Annotated in this window: 14 protein-coding genes and 1 pseudogene; 7 read left to right on the top strand and 8 right to left on the bottom strand. The window is 54.3% G+C overall.

The window, feature by feature from the left end:
* Positions 1-10 precede the first annotated feature (10 nt).
* The 6 genes and pseudogenes from catA to ACWKXT_RS07880 form a co-directional block, all read right to left on the bottom strand.
* Positions 11-688, bottom strand: a complete 678-nt coding sequence (catA, locus tag ACWKXT_RS07905; RefSeq protein WP_454532109.1) for a type A chloramphenicol O-acetyltransferase — start codon at positions 686-688, stop codon at positions 11-13.
* 22 nt (positions 689-710) lie between these two features.
* The gene (locus ACWKXT_RS07900) at positions 711-2684 is read right to left on the bottom strand and encodes an EAL domain-containing protein (protein ID WP_454532108.1); all 1974 of its coding nucleotides are present in this window, start codon (positions 2682-2684) and stop codon (positions 711-713) included.
* A 17-nt stretch (positions 2685-2701) separates the two neighbouring features.
* Positions 2702-3196, bottom strand: a complete 495-nt coding sequence (locus ACWKXT_RS07895; protein WP_454528089.1) for a molybdopterin-dependent oxidoreductase — start codon at positions 3194-3196, stop codon at positions 2702-2704.
* Between the two features lie 304 nt (positions 3197-3500).
* A pseudogene (locus tag ACWKXT_RS07890) lies at positions 3501-3644 on the bottom strand (YjhX family toxin); the annotation flags it as partial.
* A gap of 92 nt (positions 3645-3736) precedes the next feature.
* A complete protein-coding gene (locus tag ACWKXT_RS07885) occupies positions 3737-5521 on the bottom strand; it encodes a diguanylate cyclase (RefSeq protein WP_454528088.1) in 1785 nt (594 codons plus the stop codon).
* Positions 5522-5640: 119 nt separating this feature from the next.
* Entirely contained in the window at positions 5641-6750 is a 1110-nt protein-coding gene (locus tag ACWKXT_RS07880; RefSeq protein WP_454528087.1) for an AI-2E family transporter, read from the bottom strand.
* 326 nt (positions 6751-7076) lie between these two features.
* On the opposite strand from ACWKXT_RS07880, the gene mmuP reads away from it, so the two are divergent.
* From mmuP to tauD, 6 genes are all read left to right on the top strand, one after another.
* Positions 7077-8477 carry an S-methylmethionine permease gene (gene mmuP, locus ACWKXT_RS07875; protein ID WP_041911121.1) on the top strand — a complete coding sequence of 467 codons (1401 nt, stop codon included), beginning with the start codon at positions 7077-7079 and terminating at the stop codon, positions 8475-8477.
* Complete coding sequence (gene mmuM, locus ACWKXT_RS07870; protein ID WP_454532107.1) at positions 8464-9396, top strand: homocysteine S-methyltransferase; 933 nt, start codon at positions 8464-8466, stop codon at positions 9394-9396. The genes mmuP and mmuM overlap by 14 nt, the downstream gene beginning before the upstream one ends.
* A 177-nt stretch (positions 9397-9573) precedes the next feature.
* Complete coding sequence (gene tauA / locus ACWKXT_RS07865) at positions 9574-10536, top strand: taurine ABC transporter substrate-binding protein (RefSeq protein ID WP_454528085.1); 963 nt, start codon at positions 9574-9576, stop codon at positions 10534-10536.
* A 10-nt stretch (positions 10537-10546) separates the two neighbouring features.
* Positions 10547-11314 carry a taurine ABC transporter ATP-binding subunit gene (gene tauB, locus ACWKXT_RS07860; RefSeq protein WP_454532106.1) on the top strand — a complete coding sequence of 256 codons (768 nt, stop codon included), beginning with the start codon at positions 10547-10549 and terminating at the stop codon, positions 11312-11314.
* On the top strand, positions 11311-12138 hold the full coding sequence (gene tauC / locus ACWKXT_RS07855; protein WP_454528084.1) for a taurine ABC transporter permease TauC: 828 nt from the start codon (positions 11311-11313) through the stop codon (positions 12136-12138). The genes tauB and tauC overlap by 4 nt, the downstream gene beginning before the upstream one ends.
* A complete protein-coding gene (tauD, locus tag ACWKXT_RS07850) occupies positions 12135-12986 on the top strand; it encodes a taurine dioxygenase (protein WP_454528083.1) in 852 nt (283 codons plus the stop codon). The genes tauC and tauD overlap by 4 nt, the downstream gene beginning before the upstream one ends.
* A gap of 70 nt (positions 12987-13056) precedes the next feature.
* Here tauD and ACWKXT_RS07845 read toward each other — a convergent pair whose 3' ends face one another.
* Entirely contained in the window at positions 13057-14757 is a 1701-nt protein-coding gene (locus tag ACWKXT_RS07845; protein ID WP_454532105.1) for a lysophospholipid acyltransferase family protein, read from the bottom strand.
* Between the two features lie 72 nt (positions 14758-14829).
* On the bottom strand, positions 14830-15804 hold the full coding sequence (gene hemB, locus ACWKXT_RS07840; protein WP_454528081.1) for a porphobilinogen synthase: 975 nt from the start codon (positions 15802-15804) through the stop codon (positions 14830-14832).
* Between the two features lie 451 nt (positions 15805-16255).
* Here hemB and ACWKXT_RS07835 point away from each other — a divergent pair, with 451 nt between their 5' ends.
* Positions 16256-19030 carry an autotransporter outer membrane beta-barrel domain-containing protein gene (locus ACWKXT_RS07835; RefSeq protein ID WP_454532104.1) on the top strand — a complete coding sequence of 925 codons (2775 nt, stop codon included), beginning with the start codon at positions 16256-16258 and terminating at the stop codon, positions 19028-19030.
* Positions 19031-19065 lie beyond the last annotated feature (35 nt).

Below are 19065 nucleotides of genomic sequence, written 5' to 3'. Positions count from 1 at the left end.
CTCTGATGCATTAGCCATCAAATTCCTCTGACAGCTCCGATAACCCATCACACATCTCCTGCAACTCATTAAACATCCTTGCCACATGGAAACCATCGCACACGGAGTGATGGACCTGCACCGCGAGCGGCAACAACACTTTTCCATCCTGTTCGTAGTATTTTCCGAACGTGAACATAGGAGTAAAAAAGTTCTGCATATGAGCAATGTTCATATTAAAGTTAGTAAACGTGACCCAGGGAATAGACGATACGAAAAAGACATTTTCCCTGGACTCTTCCTTCGGCCAATAAGAAAGGTTATTTCCATAGCGTGCAACGTCTTCTGAATAGGTAATCTGGAAATGATGAATATTGCCATCATAGTGACTCCATAATGACGAGAAGGTCTCCGTTTCATGATGGAAAATGGTGTAGCTTGGATGAATTTCATTCCATATAACCAGCTCATTGCCCTTCATGGCCATACGGAACTCGGCATGCTGGTTCATGATTTTAGAAAGAAGGAAGATAATGGTCGGGTAAAACTTCCAGCCAACCTTTTTAATATGTTTTCGCAATGCGGTAATATCAATCAGGACCGTTTGATTAATTGTACATTGAGCAAATGACTGAAAAACTTCAAAGTGCTCCTTCCTTGCCCAACGAGACAAATCAACAGGTGTATATTCAGGTGTTGTTTTTTTCATTATTTAACCTTTGATGATGCAATCATTGATATGTGTCCTGGCCAGAAACAGCCTTAAATCCATTGCAACCGCATCTGATCTGCTCATTAACCTCAGGATGTGGTTTTCCGAACAGGTATCCCTGTACCAGATCGCAGCCAAGTGCCTGAAGCCGTTGAAGTTGCTCTTCGGTTTCAACGCCTTCTGCAATGACCCTCATATTAAGGCTCTTTGCCATACCGGTAATCAGTTTGACGATATTAAGCGCATTATCTTGCGTAGAGATCGAATTCACAAACGATTTGTCTATTTTAATTTTATCAAAATTAAGTTCACTCAGCCTTGAGAGTGAAGAATATCCCGTGCCGAAATCGTCGATGGAAATTTTTACACCCAATGCCCTTAGCTTTTTGAGAATCGTGAGCGGCGTGTTGCTGTCGCTAAAAAGTGAAGACTCTGTCACCTCTAGCTCAAGGCGGCCAGCCGGTAACCCTGTCTCTTTCAGAATAGACTGCACCATTGTTGTAAACGATTTGGTGCCCAACTGAACAGGTGAAACGTTCACTGAGATCCGCGCCGGAACCGCCCAGGAAGCCGCTTCCCGGCAGGAAAGCTCAAGTACCATTTTTCCTATCTCATTGATCATGCCGGTTTTTTCAGCGACAGAGATAAAATAATCAGGTGAAAGAATGCCCTTTACCGGGTGCACCCAGCGAATAAGCGCTTCATAGCCGTAAATTTCTTTGCTGAACGAATCGACAATCGGCTGGTAATAAACAACGAATTCATTTCTGTCGAGCGCCAGCGCCATATCATGTTCAAGGGTTCTGCTTTCCTGCAATTTTTCCAGCATCCACTGACGAAAAACTTTTATCTGGCGTGAGCCTTCATTTTTAGCTTCGTAGAGCGCCAGGTCGGCAAACTTATAGAGATAATCAGAGCGCCGTTCATTATCGGATAAAACGATCCCCACACAGGTGGCAATTTTAATTAGTTGATTATTAATCGAGTAGGGCTGGCTGATATAATCGCTGATTTCTTTAGCGCGCGAAACAGCAGCGCTTTCGGTCAAGCCACTGGCCAGAAGCGCAAACTCATCTCCTCCTAAACGGTAAAATGTATCTGAACCACTGCTCATTGAGGTGAGCCGTCTGGATACCTGATTTAACAGTAAATCCCCGGCATCATGGCCATAGGTATCGTTAACCTCTTTGAAACGGTCTAAATCAAATAACATCACCGTCACAGGGACGTGGTCTTTATCCGCCTGAAGATTAATTTTGTTGAGATCGTCCCAGAAATAAAGACGGTTTTTCATGCCAGTGAGGGAATCATGATAAACATCATATTCCAGCCTGGAGTTCTGAATTTGCAGCGTTTCTTTTGATAACTGCAGTTCGTCGGCAAGACTTTTAACCTGCATATGTGCTTTGAGAATGTTTTTATTCTGGTAGATCATTAAGAACCCCAGAATAAAACTTAAGATCACCAGGAGTAACGACAGTGCGGAATAAATATAATAAAGGATTTGTATTTTGTTATTGGATTCATTAATCGTATTAATATCTTTTGTTAACGCACTTGAAGAGAGTTGACTGAGTGGCGCGTCGAGCAGATGCATATTAGCCAAATATTTCTTTAACTCGGCATGGCTCATTTTTTCCAGATTATTGTCCAGATACGTAAGTATTTGCTCCAGACGGGCAGCGAGCGCCTGATGCGTTTTATCACTTTCAATATAGCGGCCTAAATCTCCCCCCTTCATTAACTCACCCTGGCTGAGCATAATTTCGAGGCGCATGCGGGCCTGGTCTACCGTAACCTCATCGGTATCGGTTGCGTACAGACCAAGCCATGATTCAAATCGGTAGTACTCAGATACCAGTTGAGCCACGGACCAGGACTCAGTGTAGTGAGTCAGTTTTTGCAACTCTTGCTGACGATCGTAAACAAGAAATGCAATATATCCTGTCGTGATAAAAAGAGAAAAAATGATACCAACCAGTATCCTGTTCATTATGTTCTCCTGAACTGCTATTCAATCTTCATTTTGCTAACCTGCCAGGCTGAACGCGAGTAATAAATCTGATTATTCAATTCAGGAAGACTGTCATACGGGTAAACAATGAATGATGGACCTTTATCGCGAATGCGCATATATTCGCCATTGATCTTTAACGCAAGTATGGCGTTGTATTTTTTGAAGTCGCTGAGAGGGATCTCGGTAGCGTAATCATTGAGCGCAATGACATTAACGGCAGAACCCTTTGCACCCACATAATCCATAAGTTTTTGCATCGGGACACCCTCAAATTTAGTGCGACCAGTGTACCAGGGGGATGTCGTCTCGAAACTTACCATACCCAGTTTTTCCAGGCTGGCGAGATCAAACACTGCTTTTCCCTCTTCATTGGTATTTTCTATATTACCGTAAATCGTCAAAATGGGTTTTCCAACGGGTTTTGGCAGTTCGCCAGCCCAGGCAAAACTCTGTACCAGACAGCATAACAGCATTAGGATTAGTCGCATTTTGGCCTCCATTTTTGTATCAGGTATAAGGATTATAATTTAGTTATCAAATGAGTTTATGTATTTTGTTAAAGCACTATGATTTTTATACTTTTTACTTTTAAAAGTCATTAAAAATCAACGGATTAATGCTAGCTGTTCGATTGTTGAACGAGACCTCAGTTTTTGAAACACGCTACCGTTACTTGAATAAACTCTCCTGCGTTTAAAAAACGATCGTTTTAATTGATTAATATTTTCTCACGCCACAGATTTACTTTTGAGGGAAACCCAAAAAGCCACCCAACGGATGACGCACTCGTATTTAACGATTATCCAGCTGGGCGCGAACGTTGTTCAGCCCGGTGGTGTTGATGCGATAAGGCTGCCCGTTAACAGAGCGGATCAGCTTTTTAGTGCGGAGTTTTTTAAAAACAGCGAGTGTGCAATCACTCAGCACGAGTCCTTTACACCAAAGCCGGACCATCCATGATGTTATGCTCAGGCCAGCGCATATTCGGTATCCGATGAGAAGGTAAAAAAGTGGCGCGATGACGACGGTTAACCCGCTTCCAGCATCCCAAAACTTACAATTCGCGCCCGGCCCAGCTCTTTCGCCCGATACAGAGCCACGTCCGCGGCGCGCAGCAGGTTGTCGCTCTGGGCATGCTCCGGATAGCTGGCGATGCCAATTGAAACATCCACCGGCCCAATCTCTGTCAGCCCGTAGCGAAGCGACAGCTCATGCACGCCAGTGTGAATCTTCTGCGCGCAGGCGTGCGCCTCTTCATCATTGGCACCAGGAAGCAGAACCAGAAACTCTTCGCCTCCGAAGCGGAATGCCAGGCCGCTGTCATGCGCGACCCGCTGAACAATCGACGCCACGCTTTTGATCACCTGATCGCCCGCCTCGTGACCAAAGCGGTCATTAATACTCTTGAAGTGATCGATGTCGATCATCATGCAGCTTAACGGTTCGCTGTTGCGCATTGCCTGCGTCATCTGCGTGTGCAGGGTGTCTTCCAGATGATGACGGTTTCGCAGGCCAGTGAGTGGGTCAAACAAGGCTTTTTCCAGCAGCGCGTCACGCAGACGCTGGTTGGCCAGCGCCAGCCCGAGCGCCTCGGCCATCAGCTCCAGATACGCGCGTGCAGGCGCATTCTCCGGAGTAATGTTCTGGAACGAGAGCAACCCAATGGCTTCGCCCTGGGCGATGAGCGGCACGCACAGCGAGCTCTCCGCCTGTGACGCCGGGAGATGATAGCAGGCGATATCCGGCTCACCGTTGACTGGCGGGTGGCTCTGACCGCGACGCACGGCCCAGCACGCATCGGGGTGAAACGTCGTCTCTTCACCGGCCGGCGACAGCCATTGCGCGGCGCAGCGCATTTGCCACGGATCGCGGTCAAAAACGTAGAGCCGGCCCGCTATCCCCGGCGCGATATTGGGCGCAAACAGCTCCGCCACGTTAATCACGTCGTCAAAGCTTTCACACCCCTGCAGCCGCTGGGTCATGCGCGCCAGCAGCTCGCGGATGGCCCAGTCGGCATCGCGCTCTTTTTCCAGGCGCTGTCGCGCAAGGCCGTTTTCACGAAAGATGCGGATGGCCTGGGCCATATCACCAATCTCATCAATCTGGCTGAAGTTGGGCGTTTCGACGGCGTAATCCTGCGATGCCAGGCGGTGCACCACGTCGCTCAGGCGTACCACCGGGCGGAGCACGCGGCGTTTCAGTATGAAGCCGAGCACAAACAAAAACAGCAGGGCTGTCAGGCCAACCATCACTTCAGAGGCCGTGCGCAGCGCTTTCGATTTTTTCGTCGCCTCCCGCACGGCGGCAATCACACGCTTGTCGAGTATCTGGCGAAAGCGATCGATTTGGGTTTGCGCGCGCTCAAGCTCCTGCTCGTAGGGCATGCCATAGAGCAGGGCAACGGCCTGTTCATCTTCACCCCGTGCCGCATTCGTCAGTGCCGTCTGCTGCTCGTCCTGCAGCTGATCGATGATCTTTAGGCCATCATGCAGCAGGGCCAGCTCGTCATCTGAAGCGCCGCTGTCCTGCAGTTTTTCCAGCTTCAGCTCTATATTCTTAAAGACGTTTTCTGACTGGCTGTATTCTCTGAGGATCTGCGGGTCTTTTTTGATGACATACAGGCGCGCTAAATCGGATTGTATCCAGGCATCGGTTTCAATATTTTCGGTAAGCTCATCAAAACGTTGACGTTGCTCAATGGCCTGACGTTCAGCGGTGTCCGCACCGGAGGCCATCAGCATGATAATGCCGGAGGCGATAGTCAGGCAGACCGTGGCACCGTAGGCCCAGTTTGTTATTGTCGCGATTCGCACCTGGAGATCCTTTTACAACATGAAGAGGATGGCGTTCTTCAAATTATAGAAAACGTTTGATTTAAGGCGAAAAAAAAGGCGGCACAGCGCCGCCTGGTGTGGTCGTTATCGTCACATCCCTACAAATCTGGAGGGTTTTTTCCTTCTTCGATGAAATCCGCGTCCAGCTCTTCGGCATTGCCTGCGTGATCGCGGCCGGAGAAGAGGTTCCAGCAGGCGATAAACAGCGCGGCGATGAGCGGCCCAATCACAAAGCCGTTAATGCCGTACAGCTCCATACCGCCGAGGGTAGTGATCAAAATCAGGTAGTCCGGCATTTTGGTGTCTTTTCCCACCAGCAGCGGGCGCAGAATATTGTCCACCAGCCCGACGATAATCACAAAGAAGCCAACAATAAACAGACCCTGCCAGAGCTGGTGCGTGGCGAACAGGAAGATGGCGGCTGGCACCCAGACAATCGCCGAGCCGACGGCGGGAACCAGCGACAGAAACGCCATCAGCGCGCCCCAGAGCACGCTGCCGTCAATGCCGACAATGGCAAACGCGATCCCGCCGAGCGTGCCCTGAACCACGGCCACCACCGCTGTCCCTTTCACCGTCGCGCGGGAGACGCCGACGAACTTGGCGAATAGGTGCTGTTTAACGAAATCAGACAGCGGCAGGGAGTCGAGGATCTGGCGCACCAGATACGGTCCATCTTTCAGCAGGAAAAACAGCAGATAAAGCATGATGCCGAAGCTAATCGCAAAGCCAAACGTGCCTTTGCCGATCAAAAATGCACTGCCCGCCAGATACTGCCCGCCCTGCAATGCGACATCGGAGAGTTTTTTCTGGATCTGCGCCGCGTTGGTCAGGTTGTGATCCGCCAGGAAGCCGCTTGCCCAGCCCGGCAGGTGGTTAAAGATGCTCGCCACCACTTCCGGGAATTGCGTGTTGTTCTCCTGGAGTTTCGTATAAACCACGTTCAGTTCAATGGCGAGTGAGGAGAAGATCACCATCAATGGGATAAAGACGATCAGGCAGATAATGCCGATCGTCAGCAGCGAGGCCAGCCCGTTGCGATCCCCCAGCGCGGCGCGCAGCTTGTTTTTTACCGGGTTAAAAATGACGGTCAGAATAGCGGCCCACAGTATCGCGGAGAAGTAGGGCGACAGCACGTCGAAGAAAGCCCAGGTGACAAGGGCGAGAATAAAAATAAAGAAACCTTTGGTCAGTCCGTTAAAGCGCATCAGTTAGTCCTGGTTACTAAGAAACTGTGACGACTATAGAACTGATTATGAGAATTACCAACCCGGCGGCCTGTTGAGCAATCTCGTGGTATGAATTTAGCACTTTCGACTGACCGAAGAACGCACGCACCCGCACCATGCTGTAAGTATCTGCTTGCGGAGGTGCTTATGGCCTGGCGTCCGATTCTCTATGTGATCCTCACAACCCGCCCCAGACTCAGCGCGCGGCGCGCCCGTTTGCGTTTGGTCATCTAGCTTTTTATTAACAATCGCGGTATAACACACCTTCTTTGGATGTTTAGATGTCCATACGTATAGAAGGTAATATGCAAACACAACAAGAAAATGGACAGCTTAAGCGCACCATGAAAACACGCCACCTGATTATGCTCTCGCTGGGCGGCGTGATTGGGACAGGGTTATTCTTCAATACCGGATACATCATTTCCACCACCGGTGCGGCAGGCACGCTGCTGGCGTACCTGATCGGCGCGCTGGTGGTCTGGCTGGTGATGCAGTGTCTGGGCGAACTCTCCGTGGCGATGCCGGAAACCGGCGCGTTCCACGTCTACGCCGCCCGCTATCTTGGACCGGCGACGGGCTACACCGTGGCGTGGCTCTACTGGCTCACCTGGACGGTGGCGCTCGGATCGAGCTTTACCGCTGCCGGATTCTGTATGCAGTACTGGTTCCCGCAGGTGCCCGTCTGGGCGTGGTGCGTGGTCTTTTGCGTGGTGATTTTCGGCCTTAACGTCATCTCCACGCGTTTCTTTGCCGAAGGTGAATTCTGGTTCTCGCTGGTGAAGGTCATCACCATCATCGCCTTTATTATCCTGGGTGGCGCGGCGGTCTTTGGCTTTATCCCGATGCAGGACGGTTCACCCGCGCCGGGCTTAAGCAACCTCACTGCCGAGGGCTGGTTCCCGCATGGCGGCCTGCCGATCCTGATGACCATGGTGGCGGTGAACTTTGCCTTCTCCGGGACCGAGCTTATCGGCATCGCGGCGGGTGAAACCGAAAATCCGCACAAGGTGATTCCGGTCGCCATCCGCACCACCATCGCCCGACTGATTATCTTCTTTATCGGCACCGTGTTTGTGCTGGCGGCGCTGATCCCGATGCAGCAGGCGGGCGTGGAAAAGAGCCCGTTCGTGCTGGTGTTTGAGAAGGTCGGCATTCCTTATGCGGCTGATATCTTTAACTTCGTGATCCTGACGGCGATCCTCTCGGCGGCAAACTCCGGGCTGTACGCGTCTGGCCGTATGCTGTGGTCGCTCTCGAATGAGAAAACGCTCCCGCGCTGCTTTGCCCGCGTGAACAAAAACGGCGTGCCGCTGACGGCGCTGTCGGTTTCCATGCTCGGCGGCGTGCTGGCGCTATTTTCAAGCGTTGTCGCCCCGGACACGGTGTTTGTGGCGCTCTCGGCGATTTCCGGGTTTGCGGTGGTAGCGGTGTGGATCAGCATCTGTGCATCGCACTTCGTCTTCCGTCGTCGTCATCTGCAGTCCGGCCAGCCGCTCTCTGCGCTGCAGTACCGTGCGCCGTGGTATCCGCTGGTGCCGGTGCTCGGTTTTATCCTCTGCGTGGTGGCCTGCGTCGGGCTGTGGTTTGACCCGAGCCAGCGTATTGCCCTTTATTGTGGGCTCCCGTTCGTCGCCCTGTGTTATGGTGCCTACTACCTGACCCGAAATATGACATCGCAGGAGCCTGAACATGTCGCAGAATAATCCGCTTACCGCCATCCTCGAAAAACAGCCGTTTGTGGTGCTGGATGGCGCAATGGCAACGGAGCTGGAAGCGCGCGGCTGCAACCTGGCAGACAGCCTCTGGTCTGCCAAAGTGCTGGTAGAAAATCCGGATCTTATCCGCGAAGTGCATCTTGATTACTACCGTGCTGGCGCGCAGGTGGCGATCACCGCCAGCTACCAGGCCACGCCTGCGGGATTTGCAGCGCGCGGCCTGGACGAGGCGCAGTCTCGCGCGCTGATTGGTAAAAGCGTGGAGCTGGCGCGTAAGGCGCGCGAAGCGTACCTGGCCGAAAACCCGCACGCGGGTACGCTGCTGGTAGCGGGTTCCGTTGGGCCGTACGGCGCGTATCTGGCGGATGGCTCAGAGTATCGCGGCGACTACGTGTGCAGTGCCGAAGAATTCACAGAATTCCATCGCCCGCGCGTGGAAGCGCTGCTGGATGCGGGCGCTGACCTGCTGGCCTGCGAAACGCTGCCCTCGTTTGCCGAAATTAAGGCTCTGGTGGCGCTTCTGGCCGAGTACCCCCGCGCCCGGGCGTGGTTCTCGTTTACACTGCGGGACAGCGAGCACCTGAGCGACGGCACGCCGCTGCGTGAGGTGGTCAGCGTGCTGGCAACCTCTCCGCACATTGTCGCGCTTGGCATTAACTGTATCGCCCTGGAAAACACGACTGAGGCGCTGAAGCACCTGCAAAGCCTGACGCCGCTGCCGCTGGTGGTTTATCCGAACTCGGGCGAGCATTATGATGCGGTGACTAAAACCTGGCACCACCACGGTGAAGCGTGCGAGACGCTGGCAGGATATTTACCGCAGTGGCTGGAAGCGGGAGCAAAGTTAATCGGTGGATGCTGTCGCACCACGCCGAAAGACATTGCGGAGCTTAACGCTCAGCGCTGATGCCCTCACCCTGGCCCTCTCCCACGGGGAGAGGGAAAAAACCAACCGCACAAAACTGACTATCCTTTCCCGTTTTTTTTCTAAAAACGAATCGTCATTAACGATTCTTTTTTATTCCTTTATCAAAATTCCCGCGCCGGAAATACTGCCCTCATAACAACAAGGGGAGCAGGCATTATGGCAATTTCATCGCGAATCACACTTCTCGGCGCGCTGGCGCTGTGGGCATTTCAGGCGCAGGCGGTGGACGTTACCGTTGCGTATCAAACCTCCGCCGAGCCAGCGAAGGTTGCGCAGGCGGACAATACCTTTGCGAAAGAGAGCGGCGCGAACGTCGACTGGCGCAAGTTCGACAGCGGCGCGGCCATCGTGCGGGCGCTGGCCTCCGGCGACGTGCAGATTGGCAACCTTGGCTCCAGTCCGCTGGCGGTGGCGGCCAGCCAGCAGGTGCCGATTGAAGTCTTCCTGCTTGCTTCGCAGCTCGGTAATTCCGAAGCGCTGGTGGTGAAGAAAAACATCACCAAACCGGAAGATCTGATCGGCAAGCGTATCGCCGTACCGTTCATTTCCACCACCCATTACAGCCTGCTGGCAGCCCTCAAACACTGGGGCATCAAGCCGGGTCAGGTACAAATTCTCAACCTGCAGCCACCGGCGATTATTGCGGCCTGGCAGCGCGGCGACATTGACGGCGCTTACGTCTGGGCTCCCGCGGTGAACGAGCTGGAAAAAGACGGCACTGTGTTGACCGACTCCGAAAAAGTGGGCCAGTGGGGTGCGCCAACCCTCGACGTGTGGGTGGTGCGCAAAGACTTTGCCGAGAAGCATCCAGAGGTGGTGAAAGCTTTCGCCAAAAGCGCGATTGACGCCCAGCAGCCGTACATCAGCAACCCGGATGCGTGGCTGAAGCAGCCCGCCAACCTGGAAAAACTCTCCCGCCTGAGCGGCGTGCCGGAAGCGGACGTACCGGGGCTGGTGAAAGGCAATACCTATCTGACGCCCGCGCAGCAGGTGCAGCAGCTGACCGGGCCGGTAAATAAAGCAATTGTCGATACCGCCACCTTCCTGAAAGAGCAGGGCAAAGTGCCAGCGGTCGCGGCGGATTACAGCCAGTACGTGACCGATCGTTTTGTGAAATAAGGAGTCCGCCATGCTGAATATTACGAACCTGTATGCCGATTACGGTGGTAAACCCGCGCTGGAGGACATCAACCTGACGCTGGACAGCGGTGAGTTGCTGGTCGTGCTCGGCCCGTCCGGCTGCGGAAAAACCACGCTGCTGAATCTGATCGCCGGGTTTGTACCGTATCAGCACGGCACCATTCAACTGGAAGGCAAAAAGGTGGAAGGCCCCGGTGCCGAGCGCGGCGTGGTTTTCCAGAACGAAGGATTGCTTCCCTGGCGTAACGTGCAGGAAAACGTTGCCTTTGGCCTGCAGCTGGCGGGCGTTGGCCGTGAACAACGGCTGGCAACGGCGCGGGAGATGCTGAAAAAGGTCGGGCTGGAGGGCGCTGAAAAACGCTTTATCTGGCAGCTTTCCGGCGGCCAGCGCCAGCGCGTCGGCATTGCCCGCGCGCTGGCCGCGAATCCGCAGCTGTTGCTGCTGGACGAGCCGTTCGGGGCACTGGATGCCTTCACCCGCGAGCAGATGCAAACCCTGCTGCTGCGCCTGTGGCATGAGACGGGCAAGCAGGTGCTGCTGATTACCCACGACATCGAAGAGGCGGTGTTTATGGCGACGGAGCTGGTGCTGCTCTCGCCGGGGCCGGGCCGCGTGCTGGAACGTTTGCCGCTGGATTTCGCCCGCCGCTACGTGGCGGGGGAGCCGGTGCGCAGCATCAAATCCGATCCGCTGTTTATTGAACAGCGTGAATACGTCTTAAGCCGCGTGTTTGAACAGCGGGAGGCCTTCTCATGAGCATCGTCTTCAGTGAAAAAACGCGCCGCACGCGCCTTACTGTACGCTGGCCATTCTCCCGGCAGTTTACGCTGAGCGTGGGCACCCTGCTGGTGCTGCTGGCGGTGTGGTGGATAGTTGCGGCGCAGGCGTGGATCAGCCCGCTGTTTCTGCCGCCGCCGGGGCAGGTTCTGGCGAAACTCATCACCATCGCCGGGCCGCAGGGCTTTATGGATGCCACGCTCTGGCAGCACCTGGGTGCAAGCCTGGCGCGCATTCTGGTAGCGCTGCTGGCGGCGGTGATTATCGGGATTCCGGTCGGGATCGCGATGGGCCTAAGCCCGACGGTGCGCGGCATACTCGACCCGCTGATTGAGCTTTACCGCCCGGTGCCTCCGCTGGCGTATCTGCCGCTGATGGTGATCTGGTTCGGCATTGGCGAAACGTCAAAAATTCTGCTGATTTATCTGGCGATTTTCGCCCCGGTTGCCATGTCGGCGCTGGCGGGCGTCAGGAGTGCCCAGCAGGTGCGCATTCGTGCGGCGCAATCGCTGGGGGCCAGCCGCACGCAGGTGCTGCTGTTCGTGATTTTACCCGGCGCGCTGCCGGAGATTTTAACCGGGCTGCGCATCGGCCTCGGCGTGGGCTGGTCCACGCTGGTGGCGGCGGAGCTGATTGCGGCCACGCGCGGCCTCGGGTTTATGGTGCAGTCGGCGGGGGAGTTCCTTGCGACTGACGTGGTACTGGCGGGGATAGCGGTGATTGCCGTTATCGCCTTCGGATTAGAACTGGGGCTGCGTGCGTTACAGCGCCGTCTGACGCCCTGGCATGGAGAAATACAATGAGTGAACGTCTGACCATTACCCCGCTGGGGCCGTACATTGGCGCGCAGGTGTCGGGCCTGGATGTGACCCGTCCGCTGAGCGATAACCAGTTCGAGCAGCTGTACCACGCCGTGCTACGCCATCAGGTGGTATTCCTGCGCGAGCAGGCAATCACCCCGCAGCAACAGCGCGCGCTGGCATTGCGTTTTGGCGACCTGCACATCCATCCAGTCTATCCGCATGCGGAAGGGGTGGAGGAAATTATTGTTCTCGACACCCATAACGATAACCCGCCGGACAACGACAACTGGCATACCGACGTGACCTTTATCGAGACGCCGCCCGCCGGAGCCATTCTGGCGGCGAAGCTGCTGCCGGAAACGGGCGGCGATACGCTATGGGCCAGCGGGATCGCGGCGTATGAAGCGCTCTCCGCGCCGTTCCGGACGCTGCTGAGCGGACTGCGTGCGGAGCACGACTTCAAAAAATCGTTCCAGGAATACAAGTATCGTAAAACCGAAGAGGAGCACCAGCGCTGGCAGGAGGCGGTGGCGAAGCATCCTCCGCTGCTGCACCCGGTGGTGCGGACCCATCCGGTCACGGGCAAGCAGGCGCTGTTCGTGAATGAAGGGTTCACGACGCGCATTGTGGACGTGACGGAAAAAGAGAGTGAGGCGCTGCTGGGATTCCTGTTCGCGCATATCACTAAGCCGGAGTTTCAGGTGCGCTGGCGCTGGCAGCAAAACGACCTGGCGATCTGGGATAACCGCGTGACGCAGCACTATGCCAATGCGGACTATCTGCCGCAGCGAAGGATTATGCAGCGGGCGACGATTTTGGGGGATAAGCCGTTTTATCGTGCGCCTTGATCCCCTCACCCTAACCCTCTCCCCAAAGGGGCGAGGGGGCTGTCCGGTGCGGTTTTCACCAGGGAGGGGGCTATAAATGCACCTCTATATACCGCTGATAGCGGTTCGCCTTCAGGTAGCACAAATCCACCAGCACCAGCCCGTCGACGCAGTCGTTGAACGCCGGGTCGCTGCCGAAATCGATAAACTGCACGCCGCCGGGCTCGCACAGTTCGGAATACTGTTTGTACAGCGGCGGTATGCCGCAGCCCAGATTACCGAGCAGAGATTTCAGCTTCGTCAGGTCGTCCACGTAATCCACGCCGCCAAATTGCGCGAGCACGTCCGGTAACGACGCCGGATAAGGCTGGCGTGACGCGGCCAACGGATGCGTTGCCGGGAACCACAGGCGGTAAAAGGCCACCAGCAGATCCCGTGCGGCTGGCGGTAAGCCGCCGGAGATGGAGACCGGGCCAAACAGGTAGCGAAAGTGTGGATAACGCGCCAGGTAAGCCCCGATGCCGGACCACAAATAGTCCAGCCCCCGACGTCCCCAGTAGCGCGGCTGAATAAAGCTGCGCCCGAGCTCAATGCCGTGCTCCAGCACGTCCTGCATTTTGTCGTCGTAGTGGAACAGGCTGTAGCTGTACAGCCCGTCAAGGCCGCGTTTTTCAACCTGCATGGCCGTTGGCATAAAGCGATACGCGCCGACAATCTCCAGATCTTCATCATCCCACAGGATCAGGTGCAGATAATCGTCATCGTAGCTGTCGGTGTCCCGTCGTTTACCGCTTCCTTCCTCCACCGCGCGAAACGCAATCTCGCGCAGACGGCCCAGCTCGCGCAGAAGAGGCGCCTCTTCCTGTCCGTTGCGTTGCCACAGGTAGATGGTTTTGCCGTCGCTGGTTTTCCCCAGACACTCGGCCTGCGCCAGCTCGCGTTTCAGGGTGGCCCGGTCTTCCGGACGGGCAATGGCGCACTGGGTTTTGAAGACGCCAGGCAATCCCTTGCCAAGACGGATCACGTGCTGACGGCACTGCTCGGCCATCTCACGCGACGAAAGGGTGGCGCTGTGCCAGTGATGCCAGGCGATCTGCTGGCCGATTTTAATCGGCAGCTGGCTATGGCGGCGGCGGAACATCTGCTGTATCAGCAGCAGTATCGACAATGTTGGCGACACCAGCGTGCTGGCATAAAAGAGCAGGCTGTTGTGCGCCTGAATATGCACAGGCAGCAGCGGGGCGCGAAGCTTGCTGGCGAGTTTGATAAAGCCAGAGTGCCATTTCTTATCGCGAATGCCTTTGCGCGTGGGCCGCGAAACTTCTCCCGCCGGGAAGAAGATCAGCACGCCCGCGTTTTGCAGATGCTGCTCCATTTGCACCAGCGACGATTTCACCGTTCTGCCGCCCATATTGTCCACCGGAATAAACAGTGAGCTGAGGGGCTCAAGGTGGGTCAGCATCCGGTTGGTCACGACTTTCACGTCGCGCCTCACGCGGGAGACGGCGTACATCAGCGCCAGACCGTCCAGCGTGCCCGTCGGATGGTTGGCAATAATGACCAGCGGGCCATGTTCAGGGATTTGTTCGAGATCGCGGGCGGAAACGGTGCAGAGAATATCAAGATGCTCCAGAACTTGCTCCACCATATCCAGTCCTTTCAGGTGGCGGTGAGCGGCGGCAAACTGCTGGAATTCGTCTTCGTAAAACAGCCTTTTTAACAGACTTTTTTGCCAGGGTGCAGGCCTCGCCTGAGGCCAAAGATCGTCGAGAACGCTATCGAGGCTAAACATGGTTACTCCTCCTGCCGTCTTGCGAAGACAGTAGAAGGAGCAGATGTCGGTTGTATTGCAGTTTGGTGAAGATTAGCGGAGGATTTTTTTCTCAGCCAGATCCAGCGCGAAATAGCTGAAGATCAGATCCGCGCCTGCGCGTTTGATCGCCCCCAGGCTTTCGAGGATCACTTTTTCTTCGTCAATTGCTCCTGCCTGCGCGGCGAATTTGATCATCGCGTACTCACCGCTCACCTGGTATGCCCCCAGCGGCAGTTCGGTGCGTTCGCGGATATCGCGCAGGATATCAAGGTATGCGCCAGCCGGTTTCACCATCAGGCAGTCTGCGCCCTGAGCTTCGTCGAGCAGGGATTCACGAATCGCTTCCCGGCGGTTCAGCGGGTTCATCTGGTAGGTCTTACGATCGCCTTTCAGCGCCGTGCCCGCCGCTTCACGGAACGGGCCGTAGAAGGAGGAGGCAAATTTGGTGGAGTAGGACATGATGGCGGTATCGGTGAAGCCAGCCGCGTCCAGCGCCTGACGGATCGCCTGAACCTGTCCGTCCATTGCGGCAGACGGCGCGATGAAATCCGCACCCGCAGCGGCAGCTACGACCGCCTGCTTGCCGAGGTTTAGCAGGGTGGCATCGTTGTCCACGCCGTGGTCGCATAGCACGCCGCAGTGGCCGTGGGAGGTGTATTCGCAGAAGCAGGTGTCGGACATGACCACCATTTCCGGCACGGTCTCTTTGCAGATACGTGACATGCGGGCAACGAGGCCATCTTCTTTCCAGGCATCGCTGCCGGTCGCGTCGGTATGATGGGAGATGCCGAAGGTCATCACCGAGCGGATCCCCGCGTTGGCGATACGTTCGATCTCGCGCGCCAGATGTTTTTCTGGAATGCGCATCACGCCCGGCATGGCTTCGATGGCTTTGTAGTCATCAATCTCTTCTTCGACAAAAATCGGCAACACCAGATCGTTTAAGCTCAGTGTTGTCTCTTCAAACATAGCGCGCAGTGCAGGTGACTTACGCAGGCGGCGGGGACGTGCAATTAAATCGGTCATGGTATGCCTGATGTTTGTGGAACAAAGAAGGCTAGTGTACCTCAAAGTGAAGACAGGTGTTTTACTAAAGTGGGCATTTTGTTTTTGCCAAATGCGGCCAGTCAGTTTCATATCATCAATATATATAATACCGGGCAGTATATTGCTAAAAAGAGAGGAGGTATTCGCGTAGTTTCTATATTAATTGGGATGCATTATTAAAAATAATCTATTATTTGCTGTTGTATTTTTTGTATTGGTGTGCCTGTATTTTAACGTTTTGTTTTTATAATGTTTATCTCCAATGGCTCATGCGTTTATCGTTTTGAAGTGTTATTAGTCTGAATACGGACTTAATGGAAACATTCATTGAACCTTTTCGAAATGGAAATGCATAATTCCGCTTGCAATAAAATATTGCCAAATGGTTTGATGGATAAACTTGCTTACGTCCCTGAGGAGGGATGACCCAATGCAAATATGGAAAAAGAAACTGGTTGTATCTCAACTTGCATTAGCCTGCACCCTGGCTATCGCTTCTCAGGCCAATGCGAAGGATATTTCCGGCACGACATATAATACTTTTGGATATGATAATACAGCATCTAGCCCATGGTATTATGGCTACGCTGACTGGGATTACTCAGATGTTACCCACGATGGTGATATTTATCCGGTGATTAATCAATCAACGGTGAACGGTGTTATTTCAACATACTATCTGGATGATGGAATCAATGGTCGTGCGAACGCGTTAAGTATTTCTAACAGCACCATTAACGGCATGATCACGTCAGAGTGTATGACCTCGACGTGTGCAGATGGCGTAGATACTGACGGCACCGCTCATACCCAGTATGATCGTTTTAGCCTGACCGTTGATAACTCCACCATCAACGATACCTACGAGCATTACGCGTATGATGTCGTCAATGGCGAAACCACTGAAACGCATTATCTGGACACCTATGGTCTGGGTAACGCCATCACCCTGGACGTTGAGTCTGATATCGTTATTCAGAACAATTCCCACGTCGCGGGTATCACGCTGACGCAGGGTTACCAGGATCTGGATAACACGCCATACGACGGTGTTGAAGGCGTTGCTAACAGCAGCCATATCTTTACCGATACGCTGGTGGTGAAAGACTCTGTGCTGACCTCCGGTGCGTACAGCGATCTGGGTACCAGCGGCTTCTACGGTCAAACGGCGAAGCCGAGCGACTACGGTGAAACCAACGCCACGGCTGCCGATGATGCGGCGCTGATCGTTGCGGCCAGCGCGTCTGATAACGCTATGCAGACCACCGCTACCTTCGATCACTCTACCATTACTGGCGATATCCTTTTTTCCAGCACTTTTGATAACAACTTCTACGAGAATGGCGATCCGGCAACGGATACCACCGATGACGGCATCTATAACCCAACTACCAACGGCTGGGATGATACCGACAAGCTGGATGTCACGCTGACCAATGGCAGTAAATGGGTGGGTGCCGCGCAGTCCAGCGTTGAAGCCATCGGCACGGCGCAGATGTATGGTGAAGGCTACAGCAATGTAGACTGGCACGCGCTTTCTCCAAACAGCATCTGGCCTGATTCTACCTACGACAGCAACGGTCACGTTGCGGGTGAAGAGGTTTATCAGAGCGGCCTGTTCAACGTGGCGCTGGATAACGGTTCCGAGTGGGATACCCGTAAGATCTCCAACATCGACGCGCTGACGGTGAACAACCAGTCTCAGGTCAATGTTGAAAACTCCGGCCTGCTGGCGGATTCCATCACCCTGACCAATGCGTCTAGCCTGAATATCGGCGACAGCGGCGCGGTAGCAACCGACAGCCTGTATCTGGATAGCTACAGCCGTGCGGCACTGACTGAAGAGACAGCTGAGCTGTATGCCAACACCATTACCGTGGACAACGGTGCAGAGCTGGCGCTGGGTCTGGGTCAGGTTGATACGCACAATATGGTGCTGACCGATGGCGGTGTGCTGAATGTTGCCAGCCGCGATTATGTGTTGAACAGCGATCTGAACAACGCACGCTATATTACCAACGATCCGTACCTGGCGGACTACGACTATGGTGTCGTCGCGCTGAATTCTGACGGTCATCTGGCTGTTAACGGTGACGTTAGCGGTAATTACAAAGTGCGCATCGATGATGCGACCGGTGCGGGTTCCGTTGCTGATTATAAAAACAAGGAAATTATCCACGTTTATGACAGCAACACGGATACCGCAGCCAGCTTTACAGCCGCAAACAAAGCCGATTTAGATGCCTACACCTACCAGGCGCAGCAGCAGGGTGACTCCGTTGTCCTCCAGCAGAAAGAGCTGACCGACTACGCCAATATGGCGCTGAGCATCCCATCAGCCAATACCAACATCTGGAATCTGCAGCAGGATACCGTAGGTACGCGTCTGACAAACAGCCGTCACGGTCTGGCGGATAACGGCGGGGCGTGGGTGAGCTACTTCGGTGGTAACTTCGACGGCGACAATGGCGTTATTAGCTACGACCAGGATGTGAGCGGTATTATGGTTGGTCTGGATACACAGATTGACGGTAATAATGCGAAGTGGATTGTCGGTGGTGCGGCAGGTTTCGCGAAGGGTGATATCAGCGATCGTACCGGTCAGGTCGATCAGGACAGCCAGACGGCGATGATCTACGCATCAGCGAAGTTCATGAACGATCTCTTCCTCGACAGCTCCCTGAGCTATACCCGCTTCAACAGCGATCTGTCTGCTAATATGAGCAACGGTCAATATGTTGACGGCAACACCACCAATGACGCAGTTGGTTTTGGGCTGAAACTGGGCTATGACTGGAAACCAAACCTGTCCGGCTATGTCACGCCATACGCAGCCGTGTCTGGGCTCTTCCAGTCAGGCGATGATTATCGCCTCAGCAATGATATGCGCATGGATGGTCAATCTTACGATAGCCTGCGTTATGAGCTGGGAGTGGATACGGGTTATACCTTCAACTACGGTGGCGATCAGGCCCTGACGCCTTACTTCAAACTGGCCTACGTCTATGACGATGCCGATAACAACGCTGATATTAACGGTGACAGCATTGATAACGGTGTTAAAGGCTCCGCTGTGCGGGTCGGGCTGGGCTCCCAGTTCAGCTTTACGAAGAACTTTAGTGCGTATACGGATGCCACTTATCTGGGCGGCGGCGACGTTGACCAGAACTGGGGCGCCAATTTGGGTGTGAAATATACCTGGTAATGCATAAAAGTGGGGGAGGATGTCCCCCGCTTTTT

The sequence above is a fragment of the Enterobacter sp. UPMP701 genome (assembly GCF_053709515.1).
Note: the sequence above shows the minus strand (reverse complement) of the source record. Positions and strands in the feature narration are given on the sequence as shown.

Bases quoted from the DNA above. Each gene is read 5' to 3' on its own strand.
- catA (WP_454532109.1), bottom strand. From the start codon at position 688: ATGAAAAAAACAACACCTGAATATACACCTGTTGATTTGTCTCGTTGG.
- ACWKXT_RS07900 (WP_454532108.1), bottom strand. From the start codon at position 2,684: ATGAACAGGATACTGGTTGGTATCATTTTTTCTCTTTTTATCACGACA.
- ACWKXT_RS07895 (WP_454528089.1), bottom strand. From the start codon at position 3,196: ATGCGACTAATCCTAATGCTGTTATGCTGTCTGGTACAGAGTTTTGCC.
- ACWKXT_RS07880 (WP_454528087.1), bottom strand. From the start codon at position 6,750: ATGCGCTTTAACGGACTGACCAAAGGTTTCTTTATTTTTATTCTCGCC.
- mmuP (WP_041911121.1), top strand. From the start codon at position 7,077: ATGCAAACACAACAAGAAAATGGACAGCTTAAGCGCACCATGAAAACA.
- mmuM (WP_454532107.1), top strand. From the start codon at position 8,464: ATGTCGCAGAATAATCCGCTTACCGCCATCCTCGAAAAACAGCCGTTT.
- tauA (WP_454528085.1), top strand. From the start codon at position 9,574: ATGGCAATTTCATCGCGAATCACACTTCTCGGCGCGCTGGCGCTGTGG.
- tauB (WP_454532106.1), top strand. From the start codon at position 10,547: ATGCTGAATATTACGAACCTGTATGCCGATTACGGTGGTAAACCCGCG.
- tauC (WP_454528084.1), top strand. From the start codon at position 11,311: ATGAGCATCGTCTTCAGTGAAAAAACGCGCCGCACGCGCCTTACTGTA.
- tauD (WP_454528083.1), top strand. From the start codon at position 12,135: ATGAGTGAACGTCTGACCATTACCCCGCTGGGGCCGTACATTGGCGCG.
- ACWKXT_RS07845 (WP_454532105.1), bottom strand. From the start codon at position 14,757: ATGTTTAGCCTCGATAGCGTTCTCGACGATCTTTGGCCTCAGGCGAGG.
- hemB (WP_454528081.1), bottom strand. From the start codon at position 15,804: ATGACCGATTTAATTGCACGTCCCCGCCGCCTGCGTAAGTCACCTGCA.
- ACWKXT_RS07835 (WP_454532104.1), top strand. From the start codon at position 16,256: ATGCAAATATGGAAAAAGAAACTGGTTGTATCTCAACTTGCATTAGCC.